This window comes from Streptomyces sp. NPDC046349 (assembly GCF_055587885.1).
This window is the reverse complement of sequence record NZ_JBVJFK010000005.1, coordinates 191,487-213,519: the sequence shown is the minus strand read 5'-3', so window position 1 is coordinate 213,519 and position 22,033 is coordinate 191,487. Positions and strand designations below refer to the sequence as shown.

At 73.2% G+C, this 22,033-nt stretch carries 21 protein-coding genes and 2 tRNA genes; 13 read left to right on the top strand and 10 right to left on the bottom strand.

Going from position 1 to position 22,033, the window contains the following annotated elements; all coding sequences use genetic code 11:
- The first annotated feature begins 43 nt into the window (after positions 1 to 43).
- Entirely contained in the window at positions 44 to 886 is an 843-nt protein-coding gene (locus tag ACZ6JS_RS13995) for a GNAT family N-acetyltransferase (protein WP_469297837.1), read from the top strand.
- Between the two features lie 220 nt (positions 887 to 1,106).
- Here the strand turns inward: ACZ6JS_RS13995 and ACZ6JS_RS13990 are convergent, their stop codons facing one another.
- Positions 1,107 to 1,601, bottom strand: a complete 495-nt coding sequence (locus tag ACZ6JS_RS13990; RefSeq protein WP_469297836.1) for a DsbA family protein — start codon at positions 1,599 to 1,601, stop codon at positions 1,107 to 1,109.
- A gap of 180 nt (positions 1,602 to 1,781) precedes the next feature.
- Between ACZ6JS_RS13990 and ACZ6JS_RS13985 the strand changes: the two genes are divergently transcribed.
- On the top strand, positions 1,782 to 2,204 hold the full coding sequence (locus ACZ6JS_RS13985) for a hypothetical protein (RefSeq protein WP_469297835.1): 423 nt from the start codon (positions 1,782 to 1,784) through the stop codon (positions 2,202 to 2,204).
- A 160-nt stretch (positions 2,205 to 2,364) separates the two neighbouring features.
- The gene (locus tag ACZ6JS_RS13980) at positions 2,365 to 2,538 is read left to right on the top strand and encodes a hypothetical protein (RefSeq protein WP_173675212.1); all 174 of its coding nucleotides are present in this window, start codon (positions 2,365 to 2,367) and stop codon (positions 2,536 to 2,538) included.
- Here the strand turns inward: ACZ6JS_RS13980 and ACZ6JS_RS13975 are convergent.
- Together ACZ6JS_RS13975 and ACZ6JS_RS13970 are read right to left on the bottom strand one after the other, a co-directional pair.
- Positions 2,479 to 3,099: a CGNR zinc finger domain-containing protein gene (locus tag ACZ6JS_RS13975; RefSeq protein ID WP_469297834.1), complete on the bottom strand. Its 621-nt coding sequence runs from the start codon at positions 3,097 to 3,099 to the stop codon at positions 2,479 to 2,481. The genes ACZ6JS_RS13980 and ACZ6JS_RS13975 overlap by 60 nt on opposite strands.
- A gap of 197 nt (positions 3,100 to 3,296) precedes the next feature.
- The gene (locus ACZ6JS_RS13970; RefSeq protein WP_030011909.1) at positions 3,297 to 3,710 is read right to left on the bottom strand and encodes an SsgA family sporulation/cell division regulator; all 414 of its coding nucleotides are present in this window, start codon (positions 3,708 to 3,710) and stop codon (positions 3,297 to 3,299) included.
- Positions 3,711 to 3,886: 176 nt separating this feature from the next.
- Between ACZ6JS_RS13970 and ACZ6JS_RS13965 the strand changes: the two genes are divergently transcribed.
- Complete coding sequence (locus tag ACZ6JS_RS13965) at positions 3,887 to 4,357, top strand: TIGR02611 family protein (protein WP_469297833.1); 471 nt, start codon at positions 3,887 to 3,889, stop codon at positions 4,355 to 4,357.
- Positions 4,358 to 4,403: 46 nt separating this feature from the next.
- Positions 4,404 to 4,475 (top strand) — tRNA-Val (locus ACZ6JS_RS13960).
- A 67-nt stretch (positions 4,476 to 4,542) separates the two neighbouring features.
- Here the strand turns inward: ACZ6JS_RS13960 and ACZ6JS_RS13955 are convergent.
- Positions 4,543 to 6,891, bottom strand: coding sequence for an SCO7613 C-terminal domain-containing membrane protein (locus tag ACZ6JS_RS13955; protein WP_469297832.1), 2,349 nt, complete (start codon positions 6,889 to 6,891; stop codon positions 4,543 to 4,545).
- Positions 6,892 to 7,030: 139 nt separating this feature from the next.
- Here ACZ6JS_RS13955 and ACZ6JS_RS13950 point away from each other — a divergent pair.
- A tRNA-Val gene (locus tag ACZ6JS_RS13950) sits at positions 7,031 to 7,102 on the top strand.
- Positions 7,103 to 7,183: 81 nt separating this feature from the next.
- On the opposite strand, the gene ACZ6JS_RS13945 is transcribed toward ACZ6JS_RS13950, so the two are convergent.
- Positions 7,184 to 7,909 (bottom strand): exonuclease domain-containing protein, encoded by a 726-nt coding sequence (locus ACZ6JS_RS13945; protein WP_469297831.1) that lies wholly within the window; start codon positions 7,907 to 7,909, stop codon positions 7,184 to 7,186.
- Between the two features lie 222 nt (positions 7,910 to 8,131).
- Between ACZ6JS_RS13945 and ACZ6JS_RS13940 the strand changes: the two genes are divergently transcribed.
- Together ACZ6JS_RS13940 and ACZ6JS_RS13935 are read left to right on the top strand one after the other, a co-directional pair.
- Positions 8,132 to 8,746, top strand: coding sequence for a DUF4365 domain-containing protein (locus tag ACZ6JS_RS13940; RefSeq protein ID WP_469297830.1), 615 nt, complete (start codon positions 8,132 to 8,134; stop codon positions 8,744 to 8,746).
- On the top strand, positions 8,746 to 9,984 hold the full coding sequence (locus tag ACZ6JS_RS13935; RefSeq protein ID WP_469297829.1) for a hypothetical protein: 1,239 nt from the start codon (positions 8,746 to 8,748) through the stop codon (positions 9,982 to 9,984). Before ACZ6JS_RS13940 ends, ACZ6JS_RS13935 begins: the two co-directional genes overlap by 1 nt.
- A 251-nt stretch (positions 9,985 to 10,235) precedes the next feature.
- Here ACZ6JS_RS13935 and ACZ6JS_RS13930 read toward each other — a convergent pair whose 3' ends face one another.
- Positions 10,236 to 10,736, bottom strand: coding sequence for a DUF4232 domain-containing protein (locus ACZ6JS_RS13930; RefSeq protein WP_469297828.1), 501 nt, complete (start codon positions 10,734 to 10,736; stop codon positions 10,236 to 10,238).
- Positions 10,737 to 10,746: 10 nt separating this feature from the next.
- Positions 10,747 to 11,262, bottom strand: a complete 516-nt coding sequence (locus tag ACZ6JS_RS13925) for a GNAT family N-acetyltransferase (protein WP_469297827.1) — start codon at positions 11,260 to 11,262, stop codon at positions 10,747 to 10,749.
- A 484-nt stretch (positions 11,263 to 11,746) separates the two neighbouring features.
- Between ACZ6JS_RS13925 and thrS the strand changes: the two genes are divergently transcribed.
- The gene (gene thrS, locus ACZ6JS_RS13920; RefSeq protein WP_469297826.1) at positions 11,747 to 13,723 is read left to right on the top strand and encodes a threonine--tRNA ligase; all 1,977 of its coding nucleotides are present in this window, start codon (positions 11,747 to 11,749) and stop codon (positions 13,721 to 13,723) included.
- Positions 13,724 to 13,794: 71 nt separating this feature from the next.
- A complete protein-coding gene (locus ACZ6JS_RS13915; protein WP_469297825.1) occupies positions 13,795 to 14,355 on the top strand; it encodes an HIT family protein in 561 nt (186 codons plus the stop codon).
- Positions 14,356 to 14,403: 48 nt separating this feature from the next.
- On the opposite strand, the gene ACZ6JS_RS13910 is transcribed toward ACZ6JS_RS13915, so the two are convergent.
- From ACZ6JS_RS13910 to ACZ6JS_RS13900, 3 genes are all read right to left on the bottom strand, one after another.
- Entirely contained in the window at positions 14,404 to 14,805 is a 402-nt protein-coding gene (locus tag ACZ6JS_RS13910; RefSeq protein WP_469297824.1) for a DnaJ family domain-containing protein, read from the bottom strand.
- Between the two features lie 42 nt (positions 14,806 to 14,847).
- Positions 14,848 to 16,512, bottom strand: a complete 1,665-nt coding sequence (locus ACZ6JS_RS13905; RefSeq protein WP_469297823.1) for a hypothetical protein — start codon at positions 16,510 to 16,512, stop codon at positions 14,848 to 14,850.
- A 140-nt stretch (positions 16,513 to 16,652) separates the two neighbouring features.
- Complete coding sequence (locus tag ACZ6JS_RS13900) at positions 16,653 to 18,848, bottom strand: elongation factor G-like protein EF-G2 (RefSeq protein ID WP_469297822.1); 2,196 nt, start codon at positions 18,846 to 18,848, stop codon at positions 16,653 to 16,655.
- 302 nt (positions 18,849 to 19,150) lie between these two features.
- Between ACZ6JS_RS13900 and pgsA the strand changes: the two genes are divergently transcribed.
- From pgsA to ACZ6JS_RS13885, 3 genes are read left to right on the top strand one after another with little or no spacing between them, the layout of a single operon-like run.
- The gene (pgsA, locus tag ACZ6JS_RS13895) at positions 19,151 to 19,816 is read left to right on the top strand and encodes a phosphatidylinositol phosphate synthase (RefSeq protein ID WP_469297821.1); all 666 of its coding nucleotides are present in this window, start codon (positions 19,151 to 19,153) and stop codon (positions 19,814 to 19,816) included.
- On the top strand, positions 19,816 to 20,721 hold the full coding sequence (locus tag ACZ6JS_RS13890; protein WP_469297820.1) for a phosphatidylinositol mannoside acyltransferase: 906 nt from the start codon (positions 19,816 to 19,818) through the stop codon (positions 20,719 to 20,721). Before pgsA ends, ACZ6JS_RS13890 begins: the two co-directional genes overlap by 1 nt.
- A complete protein-coding gene (locus tag ACZ6JS_RS13885; protein ID WP_469297819.1) occupies positions 20,718 to 21,890 on the top strand; it encodes a glycosyltransferase family 4 protein in 1,173 nt (390 codons plus the stop codon). The genes ACZ6JS_RS13890 and ACZ6JS_RS13885 overlap by 4 nt, the downstream gene beginning before the upstream one ends.
- Positions 21,891 to 22,033 lie beyond the last annotated feature (143 nt).

Genomic DNA, 22,033 nt, shown 5'->3' with positions numbered 1-22,033 from the left:
ACACCGGTGACGCGGAGCCGCAGGGCAGGTAGAACTCGAAGTGATGACCACCACCCTGCGGCCCGCGCAGCCGCTTCAGCGAAACAGTGACGGCACCCGACGGCGGGCCTACGAGGTCCGGGTCAACAGCCGCCGGGTCGGCACGCTCGAACTGGCCACCCGGTCCGCGGCCCAGCCCTCCATCGGCGTGATCCGGGGGCTGTGGATCGACGAGGGCGACCGCCGGCGCGGGCGCGGCACGGTCGCCGCGCTCGCCGCCGAGGAGGTGCTGCGCTCCTGGCGCTGCACGGGGGTCGTGGTGTCGGTGCCCGCCGACGCCGGGCCGGCGCTGCGGATGGCCGCGGCCCTGGGCTACCGGGAGACCGGCCGGATCATGGTCAAGGAACTGCCGGCGCAGCCGCCGGGCCTCCCGCCGGGCAGTGTCGGCCGACCGATGACCCGAGCCGAGTTCGACGCCTGGCTGGAGCCGGGCATCGTCGAGTACGGCCGCAGGCTCGTCGCCCCCGGCATGACCGACGAGCAGGGCGTGGCCGCCTCCCGCGCCGAACACGCCAGGATGCTGCCCGACGGCCCGGACACCCCCGGTACACACTTCCTCCTGCTGGAGACCCCCGAGGGGGAGACCCTGGGCACGGTGTGGATCGGGGAGTGCGAGCTGCCCGGCCTCGGCGCCGTTCCGTACGTGTACGACGTCAAGGTCGCACCCGAACACCGCGGGCAGGGCCACGGGCGGACCCTCATGCTCCTCGCCGAGCGGACCGTCCTGGCCGCCGAAGGCCATCGGCTGGGCCTGCACGTGGTCGAGGGCAACACCCCGGCCCGGCGGCTCTACGAGTCGCTCGGGTACCGGGACATCGCCGTGAACGCCTCAAAGGAGCTGATCTAGCTCCGACGCCGTTCCGCGAGGCCGGGCTGGGTGCGGTCAAGGGCCGGCTGCGCGCAGGTCGATGCCGATAGTGGCTCACCGCCGTCGCCGACACCGCGGAGACCGTCCGCACGACGCGGCACAAGAACAGGATGGGACGCGGAATCAACATGCGCGCAGCCGGCCCCTGACCGCTCCCAGCCCCGCCTCACTGCACGGCGTCGGTTCCAGAACCGGCGGATCAGGCGGCCAGGAGGCGGTCGACGATCTCCTCGATGCGGGCGCGCAGGCCGTCCTGGCTCTTGCCGCCGTCGAGGCGCTCGCCGTCGATCACGTACGTCGGGGTGCCGGTCACGCCGATCGCCTTGCCCTCGGCCTGGTCGGCGTCGACGATCAGGATGTGCCGGCCGTCGATCAGGGCGGTGTCGAATTCCTCCACGTCGAGGCCGAGGTCGCGAGCCACGTCCAGCAGCACCGGCTCACCCCGCTCGGAGAGCTCCGCGGTGCGGGCCAGCAGGGCTTCCGCGTACGCCCAGCCCCGGCCCTGCTCGGCGGCCTCCTCCGCCGCCTGCGCGGCGGCGAACGCGTGCTTGTGCTTCTCCAGGGGGAAGTGGCGCAGCCGGATGTCCAGCCGGTCGCCGTAGCGGGCCCGCAGGGCGCGGACGTCGTCCAGGGCGCGGTGGCAGTCCGGGCACTGCAGTTCGCACCAGACGTCGAGGATCACGGAATCGGTCATGCGGACAGTCTCCCAGCCCCGGCCCGCTCCGCCGACCGGGACCTGGGGAGGAGGCCCGACCCGGATATCTCCCGGAGATCCGCCCAGGGGCGCCGAAGTGCCTGGCCGGTACGGCGGCGGGCGGTGCACGATGGACGGACGGGGACAGACCGCCCCGCCGCCGAGAGTCCGGAGGACCGCATGCTTGCCGAGACCATTTGCTCCGCGGTGTCCGCGGCGGGCCTGGGCATCGCCGTGGTGACCGCCTACCGCAGGCGGTTCCTGGCCGCCGCGCGGATCGCCGCGTACTCGCTGGTGCCCGTCGGCCTGGTGATGACGGGTGTCGTGGAGTGGCTGACCGGCATCGCCTTCAACCCGACCGTGTGGATCGGCTTCGGGCTGCTGGGACTGGCCTGGCTGATCCTGTTCACCACCCGCGCCGTCGAGCGGCGCGGTCCGGGCCGGTCCGGGAGGACGAAGAAGAAGGCGAAGGCGGGCGCGGCCCCGGAGGCCGTGGCCCCGGCCGCTTCCAAGCCTTCCCTGGGCGCCGGCGGGCCCACCCCCGCCGCTCCGGCGGACGACTTCTCCGACATCGAGGCCATCCTCAAGAAGCACGGCATCTGACCGGCCTCCGCGGCGGACGCGCAACCGGCGGGCGGGAAGCACGGCGGGCGGTGCGGGAGGAGCCGGATCGGGGTACGTCCACAAGATCGAGCGAACTGCCGCGCGAGTGTTGGCGTGTTGAGGGGTGCGGGGCGGCCCGCTGCGCCATCATCGGCGCGACATGTTCGAGACATCGCAGAGTGACCCCGCGGTGCCCGTCCCGGTACCCGACCCCGTCGCCGACGAGCCGCGAGGCTGCCTGTTCGCGCTCTCCCAGCCGCCGCTGATGATCTTCCTAGCGGTGATCGGGATTCTGCTGCTGCTCGCTGCCGTGCACGATCTCTTCCTGCTCTGACGCTCCCGCGTCGGCCTCCTTGCGGCGGGCCCGGTACGCCGCGACGTGCAGCCGGTTCCCGCAGGTCCGACTGTCGCAATAGCGCCGGGAGCGGTTCCGTGAGAGGTCCACGAAGGCGCGCCGGCAGTCGGGGGCCTCGCAGCGGCGCAGCCGTTCCTGCTCGCCGGAGACGACGATGAAGGCCAGTGCCATGCCGCCGTCGGCCGCCAGGTGGTCGCCCACCGACGCGCCCGGCGCGAAGTAGTGCACGTGCCAGTCGTAGCCGTCGTGGTCGGTCAGCTGCGGGGTGGTGCCCGCGGTCGCCACGAGCTCGTTGATCAGCACGGACGCGGCGCGCGCGCTGGGCGCCGCGAAGACCTGGGCGAACTTGGAGCGCACGGTCCGGACGCCGGCCAGGTCGCGGGCGCCGAGCTCGCCGACATCGCTGATCGAGTACTCCTGGACGAAGCCGCGCAGCGCACCGACGTCCGAGAGCCCGTCCGGCTGGTCCGGTTCCGCCGCGGTGTTCACCAGCGCGACGACGACGTCGAGCGCGCGACGGGTGTCGTGTGGGATTTGCACGGTGTCTCCCTGGGGGCCGGGCCTGCGGCGACGGGCGTGTCGCCGATGCCGCCCGACAATAGCCGGTCCCCGTGCAGCACACAGGCGCCGTCCTCGCGGGTGGCTTCCGCGGGAACAGCGCCGGCGCACGCGTATGTGGTTGTCCGCTCCGCACCGTCGCCCCGAGTCGGACGGTGTCGAGCGGCCGTGAGCCTGGCTCAGCTTTCGGCCAGGATGTGGGAGAGCTCCTTGTCGAGGTCGAAGTGCCGGTGCTCGGTTCCGGGTGGGACCGCGGCGTCAGTCCGCTTGAGGAACGACTCCAGGGCTCGGGCGGGTGCTTCGAGAAGCGCTTCTCCCTCCGGTGAGCTCAGGGCGATGCAGACGACGCCCTGACCGTGACTGCGGGAGGGCCAGACGCGGACGTCGCCGGTACCGGTGGGCCGGTGGAGACCCTCTGCGAGGAGGTCGCGGGCGAACACCCATTCGACCGTCTCCTCGGCGCCGGTGTGGAAGGTGGCGTGCACGGCGTAGGGGTCGGCCGTGTCATACCGCAGGCCCGCGGGAACAGGCAGTGAGGACTCGCTCGACACAACGAGGCGCAGGTGCAGCTCGCAGCTGACCGTGGTGTTCATAAGCGCCAGGGCCTTTCGCTCAGTGTGCGCTCGGGGATTCGCACGTCGGCGAAATCGACATGCCACCTACGGTGTCGTTGTAAACCCCTCTGACCGTTTTGCGGACCTCTGGGTCCCTCGGACGGCGGATCCAAACCACCGTTCCCGTGTGCTTCGCGCTCGGGTAGATTCGACCCATGAATACGGGGAGTGACCGCGGAACGAACGAGTCCGCTACCGGCGACACCACCACGGGAACCACCGCGCAGTCCGCCGCGGAGACCGGGGAGGAAACGCCGCACGTGTCGAAGGCGCCCGCCTTCATCAAGGCGAGCAGGAGTCTGCACCTCAGCTGGCAGGTCGGCGTCTTCATCGTCGGGCTCGCGGTGATTGCCGCAGGCGTCGCCATGCTCGTCCTGCCCGGCCCCGGCTGGGTCGCGATCTTCGCGGGTCTGGCGATCTGGGCCACCGAGTTCGCCTGGGCCCACCTGGTGCTGCGCTGGACCAAGCGCAAGGTCACCGAAGCCGCACAGAAGGCGCTCGACCCCAAGGTGCGCCGCCGCAACCTCATCCTGACCACCGCGGGCCTCGTCATCGCGGGCGCCCTGATCGGCTTCTACCTCTGGAAGTACGGGCTCGTCCTGCCCTGGGACCTCAAGGACCAGTGATGGTGAAAGAGCACCGCTGACATGGGGTAATGTTTGCGGTGCGTCCGGGCGATTAGCTCAGTGGGAGAGCACTTCGTTCACACCGAAGGGGTCACTGGTTCGAACCCAGTATCGCCCACCCGGACCAGAGGCCCGGAGACATTCACCGTCTCCGGGCCTCTGGCGTTTCCCGGTCCGAGCCGCGCCTACCGCAGCCGCCCGATCGCGGCCCGCAGCCTGCGCGCGTCCCGCAGCCGCTTCTCGTAGGTCGCCCCCACCGCCAGCAGCAGCACGCCCGCCAGGGCCGGCGGCACCCAGCGCGGCAGCGCCCCCGCGACCTGCACCACGTACGGGGCCAGCTCGTGCACCGCCACCGCCGCCAGCACCGCGCCGCCCAGCAGGAGCGGCGCCTGGAGCCGCCGGTGAGCGCCCGCCAGGGTCACCGCCAGCGCGGCCGCCCCGAGCACCAGCGGGCGCACCCAGCCGGCGTCGCCCCAGGCCGCCAGCAGGCTCGGCACCAGCGTGGCCGCCAGCCCCGGCCCGTACGCCGCCCAGGACGAGGCCCGCGCATCCCGGCGGCGCCGCAGGAAGCCCACCGCGAGCGCGGGCACGGTGACCGGCAGGGTGTACGCCTCCGGAGCCGTCACCCCGGCCTCCACCAGCCGCACCCACGTCGCGGCCACGAACAGCGCCCCCGCCGCCCAGCCCAGCACCCGCCGCTCCGGCCGCACCGCCGCCCCCGCGCAGACCACCCCGGCCAGCGCCAGGACCAGCGCCAGCGTCCCGGGCCGCCCTGCGGACAGGGCCACCGCCAGGACACCCGACACGCCCGCCGCGATCTCGACCGGCAGCCGTACGGCGCCGAGCCGCGGCCCGAGCGCCGCCACGAGAGCCGGAACCGCCAGGACCGGCAGCGCCCACCAGGCCACCGCCAGGTCCGTCACCGCGGCCGCGGCCACCAGCAGCCCCGTCACCCAACCGACCGCGCACACCGCGGCCCCCGACCGGACCCACCGCGCGGCGGGCCCGTACGCCGCTCCAGCCGCGCAGCCCGCGCCCAGCAGCCCCCAGACCGCGAACGTCGCCGCGCGGCCGTCCAGCGCGCCCAGGGACACGTTCGCGGCCCCCGCCAGCGCACACACGGCCGCGGCGACCCCGGCCCCCCGCGCGGGGGACCGCAGGGCGAGGGCCCCCGCCGCGCCCGTCACCGCGAGCTGGGCCGCGAGCACCGCCGCCACCGGGAACCCGAGCAGCACCGGCGCCGTGAACAGACCCGCCCAGCCCAGCACCACCGCCAGCACCCCGGGCTCCGGCCGGGCCGACACCCCCGACAGCCACCGGGCCGCCCCCGCCGTCAGCAGCAGCGCGACCGCGGCCGCCGCCCCCGGACCCTGCGGAGCCACCGGGGTCGTCACCGCCCACACCTCCTCCAGCACCCGCAGCCGCGCCACCAGCACCGGCAGTACCGCCGCGCCGGCCGCCAGCGCGCCCACGGCGCCCACCACCGCACCGGCGACGACCGACCCGCGCCGCACCGCCTCCGGCAGCGCGGGCACCCGCACCGCAGCCAGCAGCGGCAGACCCATCAGCAGGTGCGCCACCACCGACCAGCCCGGTGCGAGCTCCGGCCGGGCCACGCCGCCCACGGCCGCCACCGCCGCCACGGCGCCCACCAGCGCCGCGGGCCAGGCCCGCGGCTCCCGCCAGGCCGCCGCCGCACCGAGGGCCGTGCCCGCCAGCAGCAGCGCCGCCGGAGCCAGGGCCTGTCCCGCCGAGCCCGCCGACCATGACTGCGCCACGCCGACCAGCAGCGCCGCCGAGCCCAGCACCGCCGCCGGGACCGCCGCCGCGCGGGCCCGCAGCGCCAGCGCCGCGTCCAGGGCGGCCGTCACCAGCAGCGCCCACCCGAGCCCCAGCGGGCCCGCGTCCGCTGCGACCGCGGCCAATGGCAGCGGCAGCTGCGCCGCGACCACCGCCGCCGGCAGCGGCAGGCGCAGCGTCCGCAGCGCCGACCCGTACCCGGCCCACACCGCCGCAAGCACCGCGGCCGCGCCCGCCGCGTACCCGGTCCCGTCGGCGTCCGGCATGCCCACCGCGTACAGCGCGTACGCGTCCAGCACCGTCAGCAGGAGGCCCACGGCGGCCACCGACTCCGCCGTCGACCGCAGCCCTCGGCGCAGCAGCACCGCGGGAGCGGCCAGCGCCGCCGCCGTCACCGCGGCCAGCACCGCCGAGCGCCCGGCGATCCCCATGGATCCCCAGCTGACCAGCGTGAACGCGAGCGCGGCCACGGCCAGCAGCACCGCGCCCAGGGTGAGCAGCACGTTCTGCGCACCGGGGGTCGAAGCCTCCTTCGCGGGACCGGCCGGACCGGCGGACCGGGCAGGCGACCCGCCAGCGGCGGGTCCCCAGCGGACCGCCGCCGTGCCCGACTGCTGGAGCAGGCGCAGCAGCCAGTCCCGGCGGGCCAGCAAGTACAGGCGCCGGGCATCGAGTTGGGCCAGCTCACGGTCGATGAGCGCCAGCTCTTCGGCCGGCGGCAGAGGCGAGTTCATATGCGGAGTGTGGCGCCCGTCACCCGGTCAGGACATGGGCGGGGGTACTCAAGTACGTACTGAGTACCACCGGGCGGCCCCCGCTCGGGGAAGCGGTTTGAACCAGCCCCGCGGCTTCTGTATTGTTCAGTGCGTTCCCGGGCGATTAGCTCAGCGGGAGAGCACTTCGTTCACACCGAAGGGGTCACTGGTTCGATCCCAGTATCGCCCACCGGGTCGGGCCGGTCCGTCGATGACGGACCGGCCTTCCGCATGTCGGGCCCATGTACGTCCGCGCTCCCGCACGCTGCCTCTACGCGGCCGCCGACAGGTCCGGCCGCAGCGGCCAGTGCGGGTCCACCGCCTCCGGAGTCCCCTGCCGGGCGAACCACGCCTGGAGGCCCCGCGCCTGCGCCGCGTGCCACACCGCCTGGAGCGTGTGCAGCTCGGCCGGCGTCAGCCGCTCCAGGCGCGAGGCGTACCGGCGGCCCACCGCCCGCACGAGCTCCAGCGAGGCCATCGCGTCCGCCGCCGCGTCGTGCGCGCCCTCCAGCTCGATCCCGTAGTGCGCGCACAGGTCCGTCAGCGTCCGGCGGCCCTTGCGGTACCGGTCCAGGTGCTTGTCCAGCACCCGCGGGTCCAGCACCGTCAGCGGCCGGTTGTCCAGGTACCGCGACAACGACGACGCCCGGTGCCGACGCAACTCCCGGTCCAGCAGCGTCAGGTCGAACGGCGCGTTCATCACGACGACCGGCCGGCCCGCGACCTGCTGCTCCCCGAGCGCACGGGCTATCTCCTCCACCACCGGCGCCGGCCAGCGCCCGTGGCGCTGCAGGTGTTCGTCGGTGAGGCCATGCACTTCCGTCGCGCCCGGCGGCACCGGAACACCGGGGTTGACCAGCCAGCGCGTCGTGCGCACCCGGCCGCCCGCGCACTCCTGCACGATGAGCGCGGCGGAGACGATCCGGTCCTGCTCCACGTCCACCCCGGTGGTCTCCGTGTCGAATGCGGCCAGCGGGCCCTCATACCAGCGTGTCATGGCGAACTCCTCGTCCCCGGTCGGCAGTTGGGGTGCAGCCGGGCGCCGCCGCCTCGGAACGTGCCGCCCCTGCCCGAATCGGTGATACCCGGGCTGTTTGTTCCGTACGCCGTTTGCGGTGACCCGGGTACGGAGACAACAACCTTGGGGGACCGCACACATGACCGGTCGTCACCCACCCACCCACCGAAGGCAGAGCCCGGAAGGCATGGGGAGCCGGCCATGGCGCTCGCACAGCCCGAACCGGGCGGGGTGCTGGCGGGGCGGATCGATCCGCGCACCGGAACCGGTACAGGCACACCGGACGGGACGCGGGCCGTACCGCTGCGCGGCACACTCGCCACCACCGCCTGCATGGAGACCCTCCAAGTGGGATACCTGCACGCCGTCGCCGCCGCGGCCGGCTGCTCGCTGTCCCAGCCCTTCCCCGACAACGGCGTCGACTGGCACGTCAGCCACGGCGCCCCCGAGCACGTCGTCGACGACGAGGTCACCGTCAAGGTGCAGTTGAAGGCGACCTACCAGGTACCGCCCCGGCCGCCCGGACCCACCTTCGCCTTCACCCTCGACAACGAGCACCTGGTGAAACTGGCCCGCACCCCGGTCGCCGTCCACAAGATCCTCGTCGTGATGCTCGTCCCGCGGGAGCGCGACCAGTGGCTCGCCGCCGGACACGACCGGCTCGACCTGCGGCACTGCTGCTACTGGACCAATCTCGCCGGGCACCCCGTGACCGGCCGGCGCCGGACCACCGTACGGATTCCGACCGCGCGGATCTTCGACGACCGGGCGCTGTGCGAGATCATGACCCGGGTCGGGTCGGGAGGGACACCCTGATGCACCGCCACCCGTCGAACCTCGAACCACTGCTGCCCCCGGACCACGGCCGGCCCGGGCACTTCCCTGACTCGGCGCACTCCTGCGCCGCACCCGACCCCGCACAGGTCGACCCCGCCGTGCTCGGTGCGCTGCTGCACCGGCACGGCTGGCTGCGCCGGGGCGGGGCGACCGGCCGGTACGGGCGTTGGACACCGCCCGGTCACGCCGGCACCAGCGTCCTCGTCCCCGAGAACCGGTCCTTTCCCGACTGCGCCGACCTGCTGGAGGAGGCGCTGACCGCGCTCTCGCGCAGCACCCTCCCGTCCGCGCGGGAGGTGCTCTACGGGCTGAGCGTGCCCAGCGACGAGATCCGCTGGGACCGGGAGGTCCCGCCGGGGGCGTACGGGCTGGAGGGCGAAGCCGCCTGGACCGTGCAGGAGCAACTGCGCTCGGCCGCACGGCAACTGCTGCTGGCGGGGGCGCTCGCGGCGCGGGCGAGGGCCGGCTACTACGGCGCCCGCCACCGGGCCCAGGCCGAACGGGCCCTGGACGCCGTCCTGGTGGGGCCCCAGCCGGGCGGGCGCCGACTGAGCGCGTACGTCCCGGTGGACGGCGGGCGGGGCACCGTGACGCGGCTGCACCACGCGCTGCACGCGGCCCGCGAGGCCGTCGACTACCAGCGGGCGACCGGAGGCATGGAGGCCTTCGACGCCGCCGTGGCGGCAGGGGTCAGCCGGGAGCTCGCCGAGGCGCTGATCGCGCTGGTGCGCGGCTCGGAAGGCGCCCGCGTCGCGCTGGCCTGGGCGCCCGCGGCGGGGGTGCCGGCGGGCTGCGCGGCCCGGCCGGAGCCGGTGGAGTTCTCTCCGGGCGACCTGCCCGTGCTGAGGGAGGCCGCGGCGCGCTACACCCGCGACGAGCCGGCCGTACAGGTGCGCGTCGCAGGGGCGGTGGTCCGGATGCGGCGCTCGGCCCCGGGCGGAGGGGGCACGGTCCGGCTGCGGGTCCTCGCCGGGGCGGACGTCCCGTACATACGCGCCGCGCTCGACGAGGAGGCGTACCGGGTCGCGGGACACGCGCACCTGGTCGGTCTGCCGATCCGGATCAGCGGACGGCTCCAGCGCCGGGGCGGATTCCGTCGGCTCACCGACGCCGCGGACGTGCGCCCCGTACCGCTCGACGAGGTCGAGCGGGACCGCCTCATGAAGTCCCTGGACGAGTCCTTCGACCCGGCGGACGTCCTTCCGGCGGACGGTTAGGCCGTCTCCTTCGGATCCTGTCGGTCGAGCCTCGCCGTGCGGTGCCGTGCACCGCACGGCGGAGGGGCTCCCGTGTACCGGACGTACTCGGGTCGCGCAGGTACGTCCGGTACGAGCCGCGGTCGCGGCCCTGCGCCGATGCACCGCGCCCGACGCCGCGCTGATCCGCCGGGGACGACGGGACAGCCCTTACGGCAGTCCCTTCCGGATCCGGGTCGCGCCGGCCCTGGCGGCAGGAGGGGCGGCAGCGGTCAGCGGAAGGCGGTGGCGCGGACGGAGTCGCCGCACAGGGCGAACTGTCCGCCGTCCGACGGTGCCACCTGGAAGCCCGTACCCGCGACGCCCACCACGAGGGAGGGGGCGGTGGTCGGCTCGGCGCCGGAGGCGCAGTAGCCGTCCGCCTCGCCGAGGACCGGGGTGAAGGTCAGGACCGTCGACGCGGACCCGCCCGGGGACAGCAGCACGGGGCGGGCTTCGCCGCGCGGGACGACGCGCAGCGGCGTGTTGCGGTCCGGGGCGCCATGCCCTGCCAGCGCCACCGTCGGGAAGCCGCGCAGCTCGCACGCCGGGCCCTCGTTCACCACCGTGAACCGCACCCGCGTGGAGTCCGTACGCACCGCATCGGCGGCCGAGAGCCGGTCCCCTGTGCACGGGGCGGCCGGTGCCGCCTCCGCGGGGGCGGCGACGAGCAGCCCGCCCGTCAGTACGGCCGCCGCGGCGCACAGGGCGGCCGCGTTCCTGGAGACTCTCATGGGTGTCACCTCAGCCCGGGTCGGAAGTCCCCCTTCGACCTTCGCACGAGATGTCCGGGGCGGCCCGGCCGAAGGAAGCCATGGTCAGTCCCGGGACGGGGGAGAAGTCCGGGCCGCGGGTGAAGCCGAGCGCCTCGTAGAGGCGGACGGCGGGGGTGTTGGCGGCCCCCGTGGCGACCTGGACGGGGCGGTCGGGGAAGAGCTCGGCCAGGGTGTGGCGCAGCAGCAGGGAGGCGATGCCCCGGCGGAAGAAGTCCGGGGCGACGCAGAGCCGGTCGATGCCGATGCCGCCGCCGGGCTCCTCCTCCCAGGCGAGGAAGCCGGCCAGCTCGCCGCCCTCGGACACGGCACCGACCCAGCGCAAGTCCTGCGCGCGCATCTCGGCGAGACTCTCGCGCAGGGCCGGAATCCCGTCGAAGCCGATGATCTCCGCCTCGACCGCGTACGCGGCCCGGCCGATCCGGTGCACTGCGGCCGCGGTGGCGTCGTCGCTCAGGTCGAGCGGGCGTATGTGCGGGCTCGGCATACGGGTCCCTCCGGGGGTCGGGGCGGCCACCCACGCTACCGGTGGCCTCCGGCGGGGCGACCGAATTTCCACCGGCCGGCTCCCGTGGGTGCCCCTCCGGGCGATGCCCGGCTCGCGAACTCTGAGCAGAACCGGCCCCCTGCCCGGGGACGGGTCCGCTGGACCTGCGGGGACGCCCCCGCGGTGTCCCCGCCCCACGGGGCCGTTTCGGCCCCCTTCGGGTGCGGCGGGGGCACACCGGGTCTCCCGCAGGCCGAGCGAACCCACCCCCGATCCACAGGAACCCCTCCCGCTCAGCGTTCGCGAGCCGAGGGGAGGCCCTTGGGGGGCCGGAGCCGGCGTTCGGTCCGACCGGGGCCGCCCGTACGGTGTGAGCGGGGCCGCGGCGGAGCCGGGAGGAACCGTTTAGCGGCGCAGCCACTCGGCTCGGTACGATTCAGGCGCGCAGCGTTCGCTCGCGCACCCCCTGAGTCAGGAGAGACCGGTGTCAGACGTCCGTGTGATCATCCAACGCGATTCCGAGCGGGACGAGCGCGTGGTGGCCACGGGCACTACGGCGGCTGAGCTCTTCGCCGGCGAGCGCACCATCGTCGCCGCCCGCGTCGCGGGCGAGCTGAAGGACCTCGCGTACGAGGTGCAGGACGGCGAGACCGTCGAGCCGGTGGAGATCTCCTCCGAGGACGGCCTGAACATCCTGCGCCACTCGACCGCGCACGTCATGGCGCAGGCCGTGCAGGAGCTGTTCCCCGAGGCCAAGCTCGGCATCGGCCCGCCGGTCCAGAACGGCTTCTACTACGACTTCGACGTGGCCCGGCCCTTCACCCCGGAGGACCTGAAGGCCATCGAGAAGAAGATGCAGGAGATCCAGAAGCGCGGCCAGCGCTTCTCCCGCCGCGTCGTCACCGACGAGGCGGCCCGCGAGGAGCTCGCCGACGAGCCGTACAAGCTGGAACTCATCGGCATCAAGGGCTCGGCGTCCACCGACGACGGCGCGAACGTCGAGGTGGGCGGCGGCGAGCTGACCATCTACGACAATCTGGACGCCAAGACCGGCGAGCTGTGCTGGAAGGACCTCTGCCGCGGTCCCCACCTGCCCACCACCCGCAACATCCCGGCGTTCAAGCTCATGCGCAACGCGGCCGCCTACTGGCGCGGCAGCGAGAAGAACCCGATGCTCCAGCGCATCTACGGCACCGCGTGGCCGTCGAAGGAGGAGCTGAAGGCCCACCTCGACTTCCTCGCCGAGGCCGAGAAGCGCGACCACCGCAAGCTCGGCAACGAGCTGGACCTCTTCTCCATCCCGGACGAGATCGGCTCCGGCCTCGCCGTCTTCCACCCGCGCGGCGGCATCATCCGCCGGGTCATGGAGGACTACTCGCGCCGCCGGCACGAGGAGGAGGGCTACGAGTTCGTCTACTCGCCGCACGCCACCAAGGGCGCGCTCTTCGAGAAGAGCGGCCACCTGGACTGGTACGCGGAGGGCATGTACCCCCCCATGCAGCTCGACGGTGGTACCGACTACTACCTCAAGCCCATGAACTGCCCGATGCACAACCTGATCTTCGACGCGCGCGGCCGCTCCTACCGCGAACTGCCGCTGCGCCTGTTCGAGTTCGGCACCGTGTACCGGTACGAGAAGTCGGGCGTCGTGCACGGCCTGACCCGGGCCCGCGGCTTCACCCAGGACGACGCGCACATCTACTGCACCCGTGAGCAGATGGCGGAGGAGCTCGACCGCACGCTCACCTTCGTGCTGAACCTGCTGCGCGACTACGGCCTGACCGACTTCTACCTGGAACTGTCGACCAAGGACCCGGAGAAGTTCGTCGGCTCGGACGAGGTCTGGGAGGAGGCCACCGCGGTCCTCCAGCAGGTCGCCGAGAAGCAGGGCCTCCCCCTGACCCCCGACCCGGGCGGCGCGGCCTTCTACGGCCCGAAGATCTCGGTGCAGGCGCGCGACGCCATCGGCCGTACCTGGCAGATGTCGACCGTGCAGCTCGACTTCAACCTGCCGGAGCGCTTCGACCTGGAGTACACCGGCCCCGACGGCTCGCGCCAGCGCCCGGTCATGATCCACCGCGCTCTGTTCGGCTCGATCGAGCGGTTCTTCGCGGTCCTGCTGGAGCACTACGCGGGCGCCATGCCGCCGTGGCTGGCGCCGGTCCAGGCCGTCGGCATCCCGATCGGCGACGGGCACGTCGAGTACCTGCAGGAGTTCGCCGCCCAGGCGAAGAAGCAGGGCCTGCGGGTCGAGGTGGACGCCTCCTCCGACCGGATGCAGAAGAAGATCCGCAACCACCAGAAGCTCAAGGTCCCGTTCATGATCATCGTCGGTGACGAGGACATGGCGGCGGGCACGGTCTCCTTCCGCTACCGCGACGGTTCGCAGGAGAACGGCATCCCGAAGGACGAGGCGCTGGCCAAGCTGGCGAAGGTCGTCGCGGACCGCGTCCAGGTCTGATCCGCACCGTCGGGGCCCCCGGAAGGTGATCACTTTCCGGGGGCCTTCTTCGTCCGCGCGGGCAAGGTCATATGCTGCATGCCATGACGACTGAGCCGGAGCAGCAGATCGGGGTCGGCACGCAGGACGCGTTCCAGCGTCTGTGGACGCCCCACCGGATGGCCTACATCCAAGGGGAGAACAAGCCGACCGGCCCGGAGGCCGGGGACGGCTGTCCCTTCTGCGGTATTCCGGAGATGTCCGACCAGGACGGCCTGGTCGTGGCGCGGGGCCAGCACGTCTACGCCGTGCTGAACCTCTACCCCTACAACGGCGGCCACCTGATGGTCGTGCCGTACCGCCACGTCGCCGACTACACCGAGCTCGACGCCCCGGAGACGGCCGAGCTGGCCGACCTGACCAAGCGGGCGATGGTGGCGCTGCGCAAGGCCTCGGGTGCCCACGGGTTCAACATCGGCATGAACCAGGGAGCGGCGGCCGGCGCAGGCATCGCCGCGCACCTGCACCAGCACATCGTGCCCCGCTGGGGCGGGGACACGAACTTCATGCCGGTGGTCGGTCACACCAAGGTGCTGCCCCAACTCCTGGCGGACACGCGCCAGATGCTCGCCGAGGCCTGGCCCGTCGGCTGACCCCGGCTCGGCCGCGGCCGACGTCGCGGATCCCGGCCGTGCCGGGGCCTACGAGGCGCGGTTCTCGCGCCGGGCCCGCAGCTCGGCCTCGACGTCGAACTCCTTCAGGTTGAGTGCAGGGCCCGGCGGTGGCATGCGCAGGGCCGCCCGGATCTTGTCGTTGACCTCGGTGAGGAGGGCCCGCGCCTCGCGCTCCGTGCGCGCCGCCGCAGCCGCCTCGCGGGCGTCCTCGGCCTCCTTGCGCAGCGCGAGCGCCGGCGGGAGGGCGGCGAAGCCCTCGCGGTGCATCTTGTCCTGGATCCACCACAGCTCGTCGTACGGGGCGTCGAGCGAGGCCATCGGCTTGCCGAAGCCCGGCAGCTCCTTGAAGTCGCCGCGGGCGGCGGCCTGCCTGATCTGCCGGTCCACGAAGGACTCGAAGTCCACGCCAGGCGGTTTGCGCTCCGTCACGGTTGCCTCCTCGGCCCGTCTCCTGCTCCCCTTCCAGCCTAGCTAGGCGTCGTAGACGTCGGCCTTGCGCGGCGAAGGCTCCTGGATGAGGCCGCTCATGATCGAGGAGCGGTTGGTGAAGCGCTCGGTGTCCACGCCGTTCTCCTCCAGGACCTTGAAGGTCGCCGTGTGGATCGCGCGCAGGACCGGAGCCACCGTGCGCAGCGCGTCGTCGGCCATGAACCGGTGGCGCCACATCGAGCTCGCCCAGACGTGGCGCAGGCCGAAGGGCTCGGGCAGGACCAGCTTCCCGCCGAAGAAGTCGAGCACCGGCGGATACCAGGTCAGCGGCGCCCGCACGGCGAGGCGCACCACCTCCTGGGCGTCCACCAGCGGCAGCGGCTTCTCCACGGTCTCCCAGAAGCGGATGCTCTTGGGCACCTCCACCACCGGGGCCTTGGACTTCGTGGTGAACAGGCCGTGCACGGGGCCCAGGGCGTGCGCGGTGACGTCCACGCGCAGGGTCTTGTAGAGCACGGTGACCGTGACCAGCATGTTGATGATCAGCTGGCCGTCCCAGAGCGGGTACTGGATGCCCAGGTAGTGCCGGTTTCCGGAGTTGAACTGCTGCTCGTTGCAGATCCGGGTGACCTCGTGCGGCTTGACGAGGAAGGCGTCGACGTTCTCGCCGGTGGGGCGGGCGACCTCGGCCGCGCCCTCGCCGACCGGAGTGACGATCCAGTGCTGGATCGCGGCGGGCGGGAAGCCGCCGGTGTGCAGCGGGCCGCGCTCGAGCTTGCGCAGCTGGGCGTCGATCGCGCGTATGACGTCCCAGGCGCGGAAGGGGTGGATCTCCTTGCCCTCGTCCTTCGGGGCGAGTTCCTCGGCCATCTGCCAGTTGCCCCAGCGGGTGCCCATGCCGAGGATGCCTTTGGGGCCGGCGTAGAAGACCTGGTTGCTGCGGTCCTCCGCGGTGAGCTTCGCGAGCTGATGGCGCAGGTCCTCGCGGGCCTTCTCGTCGGGGTTGCCGGGCACGGCCTCGGGGATCTTGGCGGCGACACCGCCCCCGGACAACAGCCCGTCCCAGCGTTCGCGCAGGTCGCGGGCGGTGGACTCGCAGGTGCGGCGGGCGAGCAGCCAGCCCAGCGCGGGGGCGATGAGCATGCCGCGGGCGTACAGGCCGAGGAAGCCGGTGAGGGGCAGCCGGAACATCAGGACGGCCGCCACGAGGCCGACGCCCACCAGGAGCACGGTGCCCAGCCAGGAGTGCTTGCCCTGCTTGGAGGCCAGGGACTTGCGGAGCTGGAAGAGCCCCAGCCACAAGAGCAGTCCGGGCAGGAACAGCACGCCGCAGACCAGCATGATCAGCCGGAGCCTGCGGTCGCGCTCCTTGCGGATGCGGGACGCGGCAAGGCAGTGCTCCACGACCGTCTGCGGGTCGGCGCCGAAGGACTGGATGAGCGGCTTGCGGCCCGCCCCCAGGGTGCGGGCCTCGACGGCCCGGCAGAAGGCCTCGCCGAGGCTGGGCTCGAAGAGGGAGAGCTTCGGCGGCTTCACCGTGGCCGGGTGGTTCTCGCTGTTGGCCCCGAGTATCGCCTCGAGTTTGGTGTCCTTGCCGCCGTCGCGGTACGCGGCCGAGGCCAGGGCGTTGGTCGCCGCCGTCTGGCCCCCGCCGTTCTGCAGTGGAATCTGTGCGCCCGGCCTGAAGTCGAATCCGTCGTCCGCCACCGCTGCCCCCCTCGCTGTGCGTTCATGCTTTTTTGGTGCGCCGACGAGCCTATCGGCGTATCCCGCCCCATGGTCATGGGACAGGGAAATGCCGCCCGCCGCAAGCCGGTTGGGTGGGCGGCATCCCGGCGCTCCTTCGACTACGTTCCCTTCTCGGACTGTTCACGCACCTTCTCCGCGATCTGCGGCGGCATGGGTTCGTGCCGGGCGTAGGCGCGCGCGAAGCGGCCGGTGCCGTGCGAGACGGAGCGCAGCTCGACGGCGTAGCGACCGATTTCGATCTCGGGGATCTCGGCGCGGACCCGGGTGCGTCCGGAACCGGCCTGGTCGGTGCCGACGACACGGCCGCGGCGGCCCGCGAGATCGCTCATGACGGGCCCGACGTACTCGTCGGGGATCAGGACGTCGAGCTCGGCGACCGGTTCGAGCAGGTCGATCCGGGCCTCCGCCGCGGCCTCGCGCAGGGCGAGCGCGCCGGCGGTCTGGAAGGCGGCGTCCGAGGAGTCCACCGAGTGCGCCTTGCCGTCGAGGAGGGTGACGCGCACGTCGACCAGCGGATAGCCGGCCGCGACCCCGCGGGCGGCCTGGCTGCGCACGCCCTTCTCCACGGACGGGATGAACTGGCGGGGCACGGAGCCGCCGACCACCTTGTCGACGAATTCGATTCCGCTGCCGGGCGGGAGCGGCTCGACCTCGATCTCGCAGATGGCGAACTGGCCGTGGCCCCCGGACTGTTTGACGTGCCGGCCGCGGCCGGCTGCCTTGCCGCCGAAGGTCTCGCGCAGGCTCACCTTGTGCGGGACGGGATCGACCTGGACGCCGTAGCGGGTGCGCAGCCGCTCCAGGGCGACGTCCTGGTGGGCCTCGCCGAGGCTCCACAGGACGACCTGGTGGGTGTGCTGGTTCTGCTCCAGCCGCATGGTGGGGTCCTCGGCGACGAGCCGGGCCAGGCCCTGGGAGAGCTTGTCCTCGTCGGCCTTGCTGTGGGCCTCGATGGCGAGGGGGAGCAGCGGGTCGGGCATGGACCAGGGCGCCATGAGGAGCGGGTCGTCCTTCGCGGAGAGGGTGTCGCCGGTCTCCGCGCGGCTGAGCTTGGCCACGCAGGCCAGGTCCCCGGCGATGCACCTGCCGAGGACGCGCTGCTGTTTGCCGAAGGGGGCGGTGAGGCTGCCGATCCGCTCGTCGACATCGTGGTCCTCGTGGCCCCGGTCGGCCAGGCCGTGCCCGCTGACGTGGACGGTCTGCTCGGGGCTCAGGGTGCCGGAGAAGAGGCGCACGAGGGAGACACGGCCGACGTAGGGGTCGGAGGACGTCTTGACGACCTCGGCGACCAGCGGTCCGTCGGGATCGCAGGTGACGTCGCGGCGGGCGGAGCCGTCGGGACGGGTGACGGTGACGGCGGGGCGCTCCAGGGGCGTCGGGAAGCCGCCCGTGATCAGTTCGAGGAGTTCCACGGTGCCGAGGCCCTGGCGTGCGCCGTCGGCGGCGGGAGCGGCCATCAGGACGGGGTGGAAGGTGCCGCGGGCCACGGCCCGCTCCAGGTCGTCGACCAGGGTCTTGAGGTCGATGTCCTCGCCGCCGAGGTAGCGGTCCATGAGGCTCTCGTCCTCGCTCTCGGCGATGATCCCCTCGATCAGGCGGGAACGGGCCTCGGTGATGAGGGCGAGCTCGGCCGGGTCCGGGTCGCGCTCCACGCGCTCCCCGGAGGCGTACTCGTACACGCGCTGCGAGAGCAGGCCGAGCAGGCCGGTGACGGGGGCGTGCCCGTCCGGGCCGGCGGGACCGTGCAGGGGGAGGTAGAGGGGGATGACGGCGTCGGGGTCGTCCGCGCCGAAGATCTCGCCGCAGACCGCGGTCATCTGCGTGTAGTCGGAGCGGGAGGCCTCCAGGTGGGTCACGACGATGGCGCGGGGCATGCCGACGGCCTCGCACTCGTCCCAGACCATGCGGGTGGCGCCGTCGATCCCGTCCGAGGCCGAGACGACGAACAGGGCCGCGTCCGCCGCGCGCAGACCGGCCCTGAGTTCCCCGACGAAGTCGGCGTATCCGGGGGTGTCCAAGATATTGATCTTGATCCCGTCCCATTCGACGGGGACGAGGGAGAGCTGGATGGAGCGCTGGCGCCGGTGTTCGATCTCGTCGTAGTCGGAGACGGTGGCGCCGTCCTCGACCCGTCCGGCCCGGTTGACCGCTCCGGCGGTCAGGGCGAGGGCTTCGACCAGGGTGGTCTTGCCGGATCCGCTGTGGCCGACCAGCACGACGTTCCGTATGGAGGACGGGCGGTCGGCCGTCAGTGCCCTGCCGGCGGCTCCGGCTTGGTGTGATGTGGCTCCCATGGTGCTCGTGCCTCCCGGTGGTGACGGTGAGGAGGGTGGGTTCCTTGTCCCCGCGCATGAGGAATGCGCGGTTCTACGAGCTTTGCACCGCTGTCACGCGGCGTCCATACGTCGTACCGCGGACGTACCGGGGGCGTACAGGGAGCGCACCCGTGCCGCACCGCCGACCGCCGGCGGCACGGAGTACGCCTTACGGAGCGAGAACCGGTGGGTGCGCGGCGTTCCGGCGGCGGCGTGCTGGCTACGATGGGCCAGCCGGTGGCCGTGGTGGCCGTGCGGCCCAGCGACCCTCCGGGAAGGCCATGCTGAACAAGTACGCGCGTGCATTCTTCACGCGTGTTCTCACGCCATTCGCCGCATTTCTGCTCCGGCGGGGGGTGAGCCCGGACGCGGTCACCCTGATCGGCACGGCCGGAGTGGTGGCCGGCGCGCTGGTCTTCTTCCCCCGCGGGGAGTTCTTCTGGGGCACCATCACCATCACCCTCTTCGTCTTCTCCGACCTCGTCGACGGGAACATGGCCCGCCAGGCCGGCATCTCCAGCCGGTGGGGCGCCTTCCTCGACTCCACCCTCGACAGGGTGGCCGACGCGGCGATCTTCGGCGGCCTCGCCCTCTGGTACGCCGGTACCGGCAACGACAACGCGCTCTGCGCGGTGGCGATCTTCTGCCTGGCCAGCGGCCAGGTGGTGTCCTACACGAAGGCGCGCGGCGAGTCGATCGGGCTGCCGGTGGCCGTCAACGGGCTCGTCGAACGCGCCGAGCGCCTGGTGATCTCGCTGGTCGCGGCCGGCCTGTCCGGACTGCAGACCTTCGGGGTGCCGTCCTGGATCGGCGTGCTCCTGCCGATCGCCCTGTGGGTGGTCGCCGCCGGCTCGCTCGTCACGCTGATCCAGCGCGTGGTCACCGTACGCCGCGAGTCCGCCGAGGCCGACGCCGCGGCTGCCGCCTCCGAAGGGGGCGCCGCCTGATGGGCGCCGCACAGGACAAGCTGGTCGACGGGCTGTACGGGCTCGGCTGGGCCGGGGTCAAGAAGCTGCCCGAGCCGGCCGCCGTGGCCCTCGGCCGGCGGATCGCGGACTTCGCGTGGAAGCGCCGCGGCAAGAGCGTGCTGCGGCTGGAGTCGAATCTGGCCCGGGTGGTGCCCGACGCCGGTCCCGAGCGGCTTCGCGAGCTCTCCCGGGCCGGCATGCGCTCGTACATGCGGTACTGGATGGAGTCGTTCCGGCTGCCGACCATGGACCCGGAGCGGTTCGGCACGGACGTCGAGTTCAGGGACGAGCACATCCTGCGCGAGGCCCTCGCCTCCGGGCGCGGAGTCGTCGTCGCCCTGCCGCACCTCGCCAACTGGGACCTCGCCGGAGCCTGGGCCATCGGCCACCTCGGGGTGCCCTTCACCACCGTCGCCGAGCGCCTCAAGCCCGAGACCCTCTACGACCGCTTCGTCGCCTACCGCGAGAGCCTGGGCATGGAGGTCCTGCCGCACAGCGGCGGCGCCGCCTTCGGCACCCTCGCCCGGCGGCTGCGCTCCGGCGGCCTGGTCTGCCTGGTCGCGGACCGGGACCTGTCGGCCTCCGGGGTCGAGGTCGACTTCTTCGGCGCGACGGCGCGGATGCCGGCCGGCCCGGCGCTGCTGGCCCAGCAGACGGGTGCGGTGCTGGTCCCGGCCACCCTGCACTACGGCGAGACGCCGAAGATGTACGGCCGGATCCACCCCGAGGTGGAGGTTCCGAAGACGGGGACCCGGGCCGAGAAGACCACCGCCATGACCCAGGCGGTGGCGGACGCCTTCGCGTGGGGCATCGCCGAGCACCCGGAGGACTGGCACATGCTGCAGCGCCTCTGGCTGGAAGACCTGGAGGAGCGCACGCAGTGAAGATCGGCATCGTGTGCCCGTACTCGTGGGACGTGCCGGGCGGCGTCCAGTTCCACATCCGGGACCTGGCCGAGCACCTGATCGGCCTCGGCCACGAGGTGTCGGTGCTGGCCCCGGCCGACGACGAGACCCCGCTCCCGCCGTACGTGGTCCCGGCGGGGCGTGCCGTGCCGGTCCCGTACAACGGGTCCGTGGCCCGGCTGAACTTCGGCTTCCTCTCCGCGGCCCGGGTCCGGCGCTGGCTGCACGACGGCACCTTCGACGTCATCCACATCCACGAGCCGGCCTCGCCCTCGCTGGGCCTGCTGGCCTGCTGGGCGGCCCAGGGGCCGATCGTGGCCACCTTCCACACCTCGAACCCGCGCTCCCGGGCGATGATCGCGGCGTACCCGATCCTGCAGCCCGCGCTGGAGAAGATCAGCGCGCGGATCGCGGTGAGCGAGTACGCGCGGCGCACGCTCGTGGAGCACCTGGGCGGGGACGCCGTGGTGATCCCGAACGGCGTCGACGTCGACTTCTTCGCCAAGGCCGAGCCCAAGGCGGAATGGGGCGGCCAGACACTGGGTTTCATCGGCCGCATCGACGAGCCGCGCAAGGGCCTGCCGGTACTCATGGCCGCCTTCCCGAAGATCGTGGAAGCCTGTCCGGACGTACGGCTGCTGGTCGCGGGCCGCGGCGACGAGGAGGAGGCGGTGGCCTCGCTCCCCGCCGACCTGCGCTCGCGCGTGGAGTTCCTCGGGATGGTCTCGGACGAGGACAAGGCACGGCTGCTGCGCAGCGTCGACGTCTACGTGGCCCCGAACACCGGCGGCGAGAGCTTCGGCATCATCCTGGTCGAGGCCCTGTCGGCGGGCGCCGCGGTGCTGGCGTCCGACCTGGACGCCTTCGCGCAGGTCCTGGACCAGGGCGGGGCCGGGGACCTCTTCGCCAACGAGAACGCGGACGCCCTGGCAGCCGGGGCGATCGCCCTCCTGCGGGACCCGGACCGCCGCGCGCGCCTCAGCGCCAGCGGCTCGGCGCACGTCCGGCGCTTCGACTGGTCCACGGTCGGAGCGGACATCCTGGCGGTCTACGAGACGGTGACGGACGGCGCGGCTGCGGTGGGTGCGGACGAGCGCGTCCCGCTCCGTGCCCGCCTGGGTTTCCCGAAGGACACCTCGGCCTCCTGACCGTCCGCCGCACCGCCCTCCCGGGGCCCGCCGCCGGCCTGCGGCCCCGGCCTGCGGCCCCGGCCTGCGGCCCCGGCCTGCGGCCCCGGCCTGCGGCCCCGGCCTGCGGCCCCGGCCTGCGGCCCCGGCCTGCGGCCCCGGCC

Bases quoted from the DNA above. Each gene is read 5' to 3' on its own strand.
- ACZ6JS_RS13995 (WP_469297837.1), top strand. From the start codon at position 44: ATGACCACCACCCTGCGGCCCGCGCAGCCGCTTCAGCGAAACAGTGAC.
- ACZ6JS_RS13990 (WP_469297836.1), bottom strand. From the start codon at position 1,601: ATGACCGATTCCGTGATCCTCGACGTCTGGTGCGAACTGCAGTGCCCG.
- ACZ6JS_RS13985 (WP_469297835.1), top strand. From the start codon at position 1,782: ATGCTTGCCGAGACCATTTGCTCCGCGGTGTCCGCGGCGGGCCTGGGC.
- ACZ6JS_RS13980 (WP_173675212.1), top strand. From the start codon at position 2,365: ATGTTCGAGACATCGCAGAGTGACCCCGCGGTGCCCGTCCCGGTACCC.
- ACZ6JS_RS13970 (WP_030011909.1), bottom strand. From the start codon at position 3,710: ATGAACACCACGGTCAGCTGCGAGCTGCACCTGCGCCTCGTTGTGTCG.
- ACZ6JS_RS13965 (WP_469297833.1), top strand. From the start codon at position 3,887: ATGAATACGGGGAGTGACCGCGGAACGAACGAGTCCGCTACCGGCGAC.
- ACZ6JS_RS13955 (WP_469297832.1), bottom strand. From the start codon at position 6,891: ATGAACTCGCCTCTGCCGCCGGCCGAAGAGCTGGCGCTCATCGACCGT.
- ACZ6JS_RS13945 (WP_469297831.1), bottom strand. From the start codon at position 7,909: ATGACACGCTGGTATGAGGGCCCGCTGGCCGCATTCGACACGGAGACC.
- ACZ6JS_RS13940 (WP_469297830.1), top strand. From the start codon at position 8,132: ATGGCGCTCGCACAGCCCGAACCGGGCGGGGTGCTGGCGGGGCGGATC.
- ACZ6JS_RS13935 (WP_469297829.1), top strand. From the start codon at position 8,746: ATGCACCGCCACCCGTCGAACCTCGAACCACTGCTGCCCCCGGACCAC.
- ACZ6JS_RS13930 (WP_469297828.1), bottom strand. From the start codon at position 10,736: ATGAGAGTCTCCAGGAACGCGGCCGCCCTGTGCGCCGCGGCGGCCGTA.
- ACZ6JS_RS13925 (WP_469297827.1), bottom strand. From the start codon at position 11,262: ATGCCGAGCCCGCACATACGCCCGCTCGACCTGAGCGACGACGCCACC.
- ACZ6JS_RS13915 (WP_469297825.1), top strand. From the start codon at position 13,795: ATGCTGCATGCCATGACGACTGAGCCGGAGCAGCAGATCGGGGTCGGC.
- ACZ6JS_RS13900 (WP_469297822.1), bottom strand. From the start codon at position 18,848: ATGGGAGCCACATCACACCAAGCCGGAGCCGCCGGCAGGGCACTGACG.
- pgsA (WP_469297821.1), top strand. From the start codon at position 19,151: ATGCTGAACAAGTACGCGCGTGCATTCTTCACGCGTGTTCTCACGCCA.
- ACZ6JS_RS13890 (WP_469297820.1), top strand. From the start codon at position 19,816: ATGGGCGCCGCACAGGACAAGCTGGTCGACGGGCTGTACGGGCTCGGC.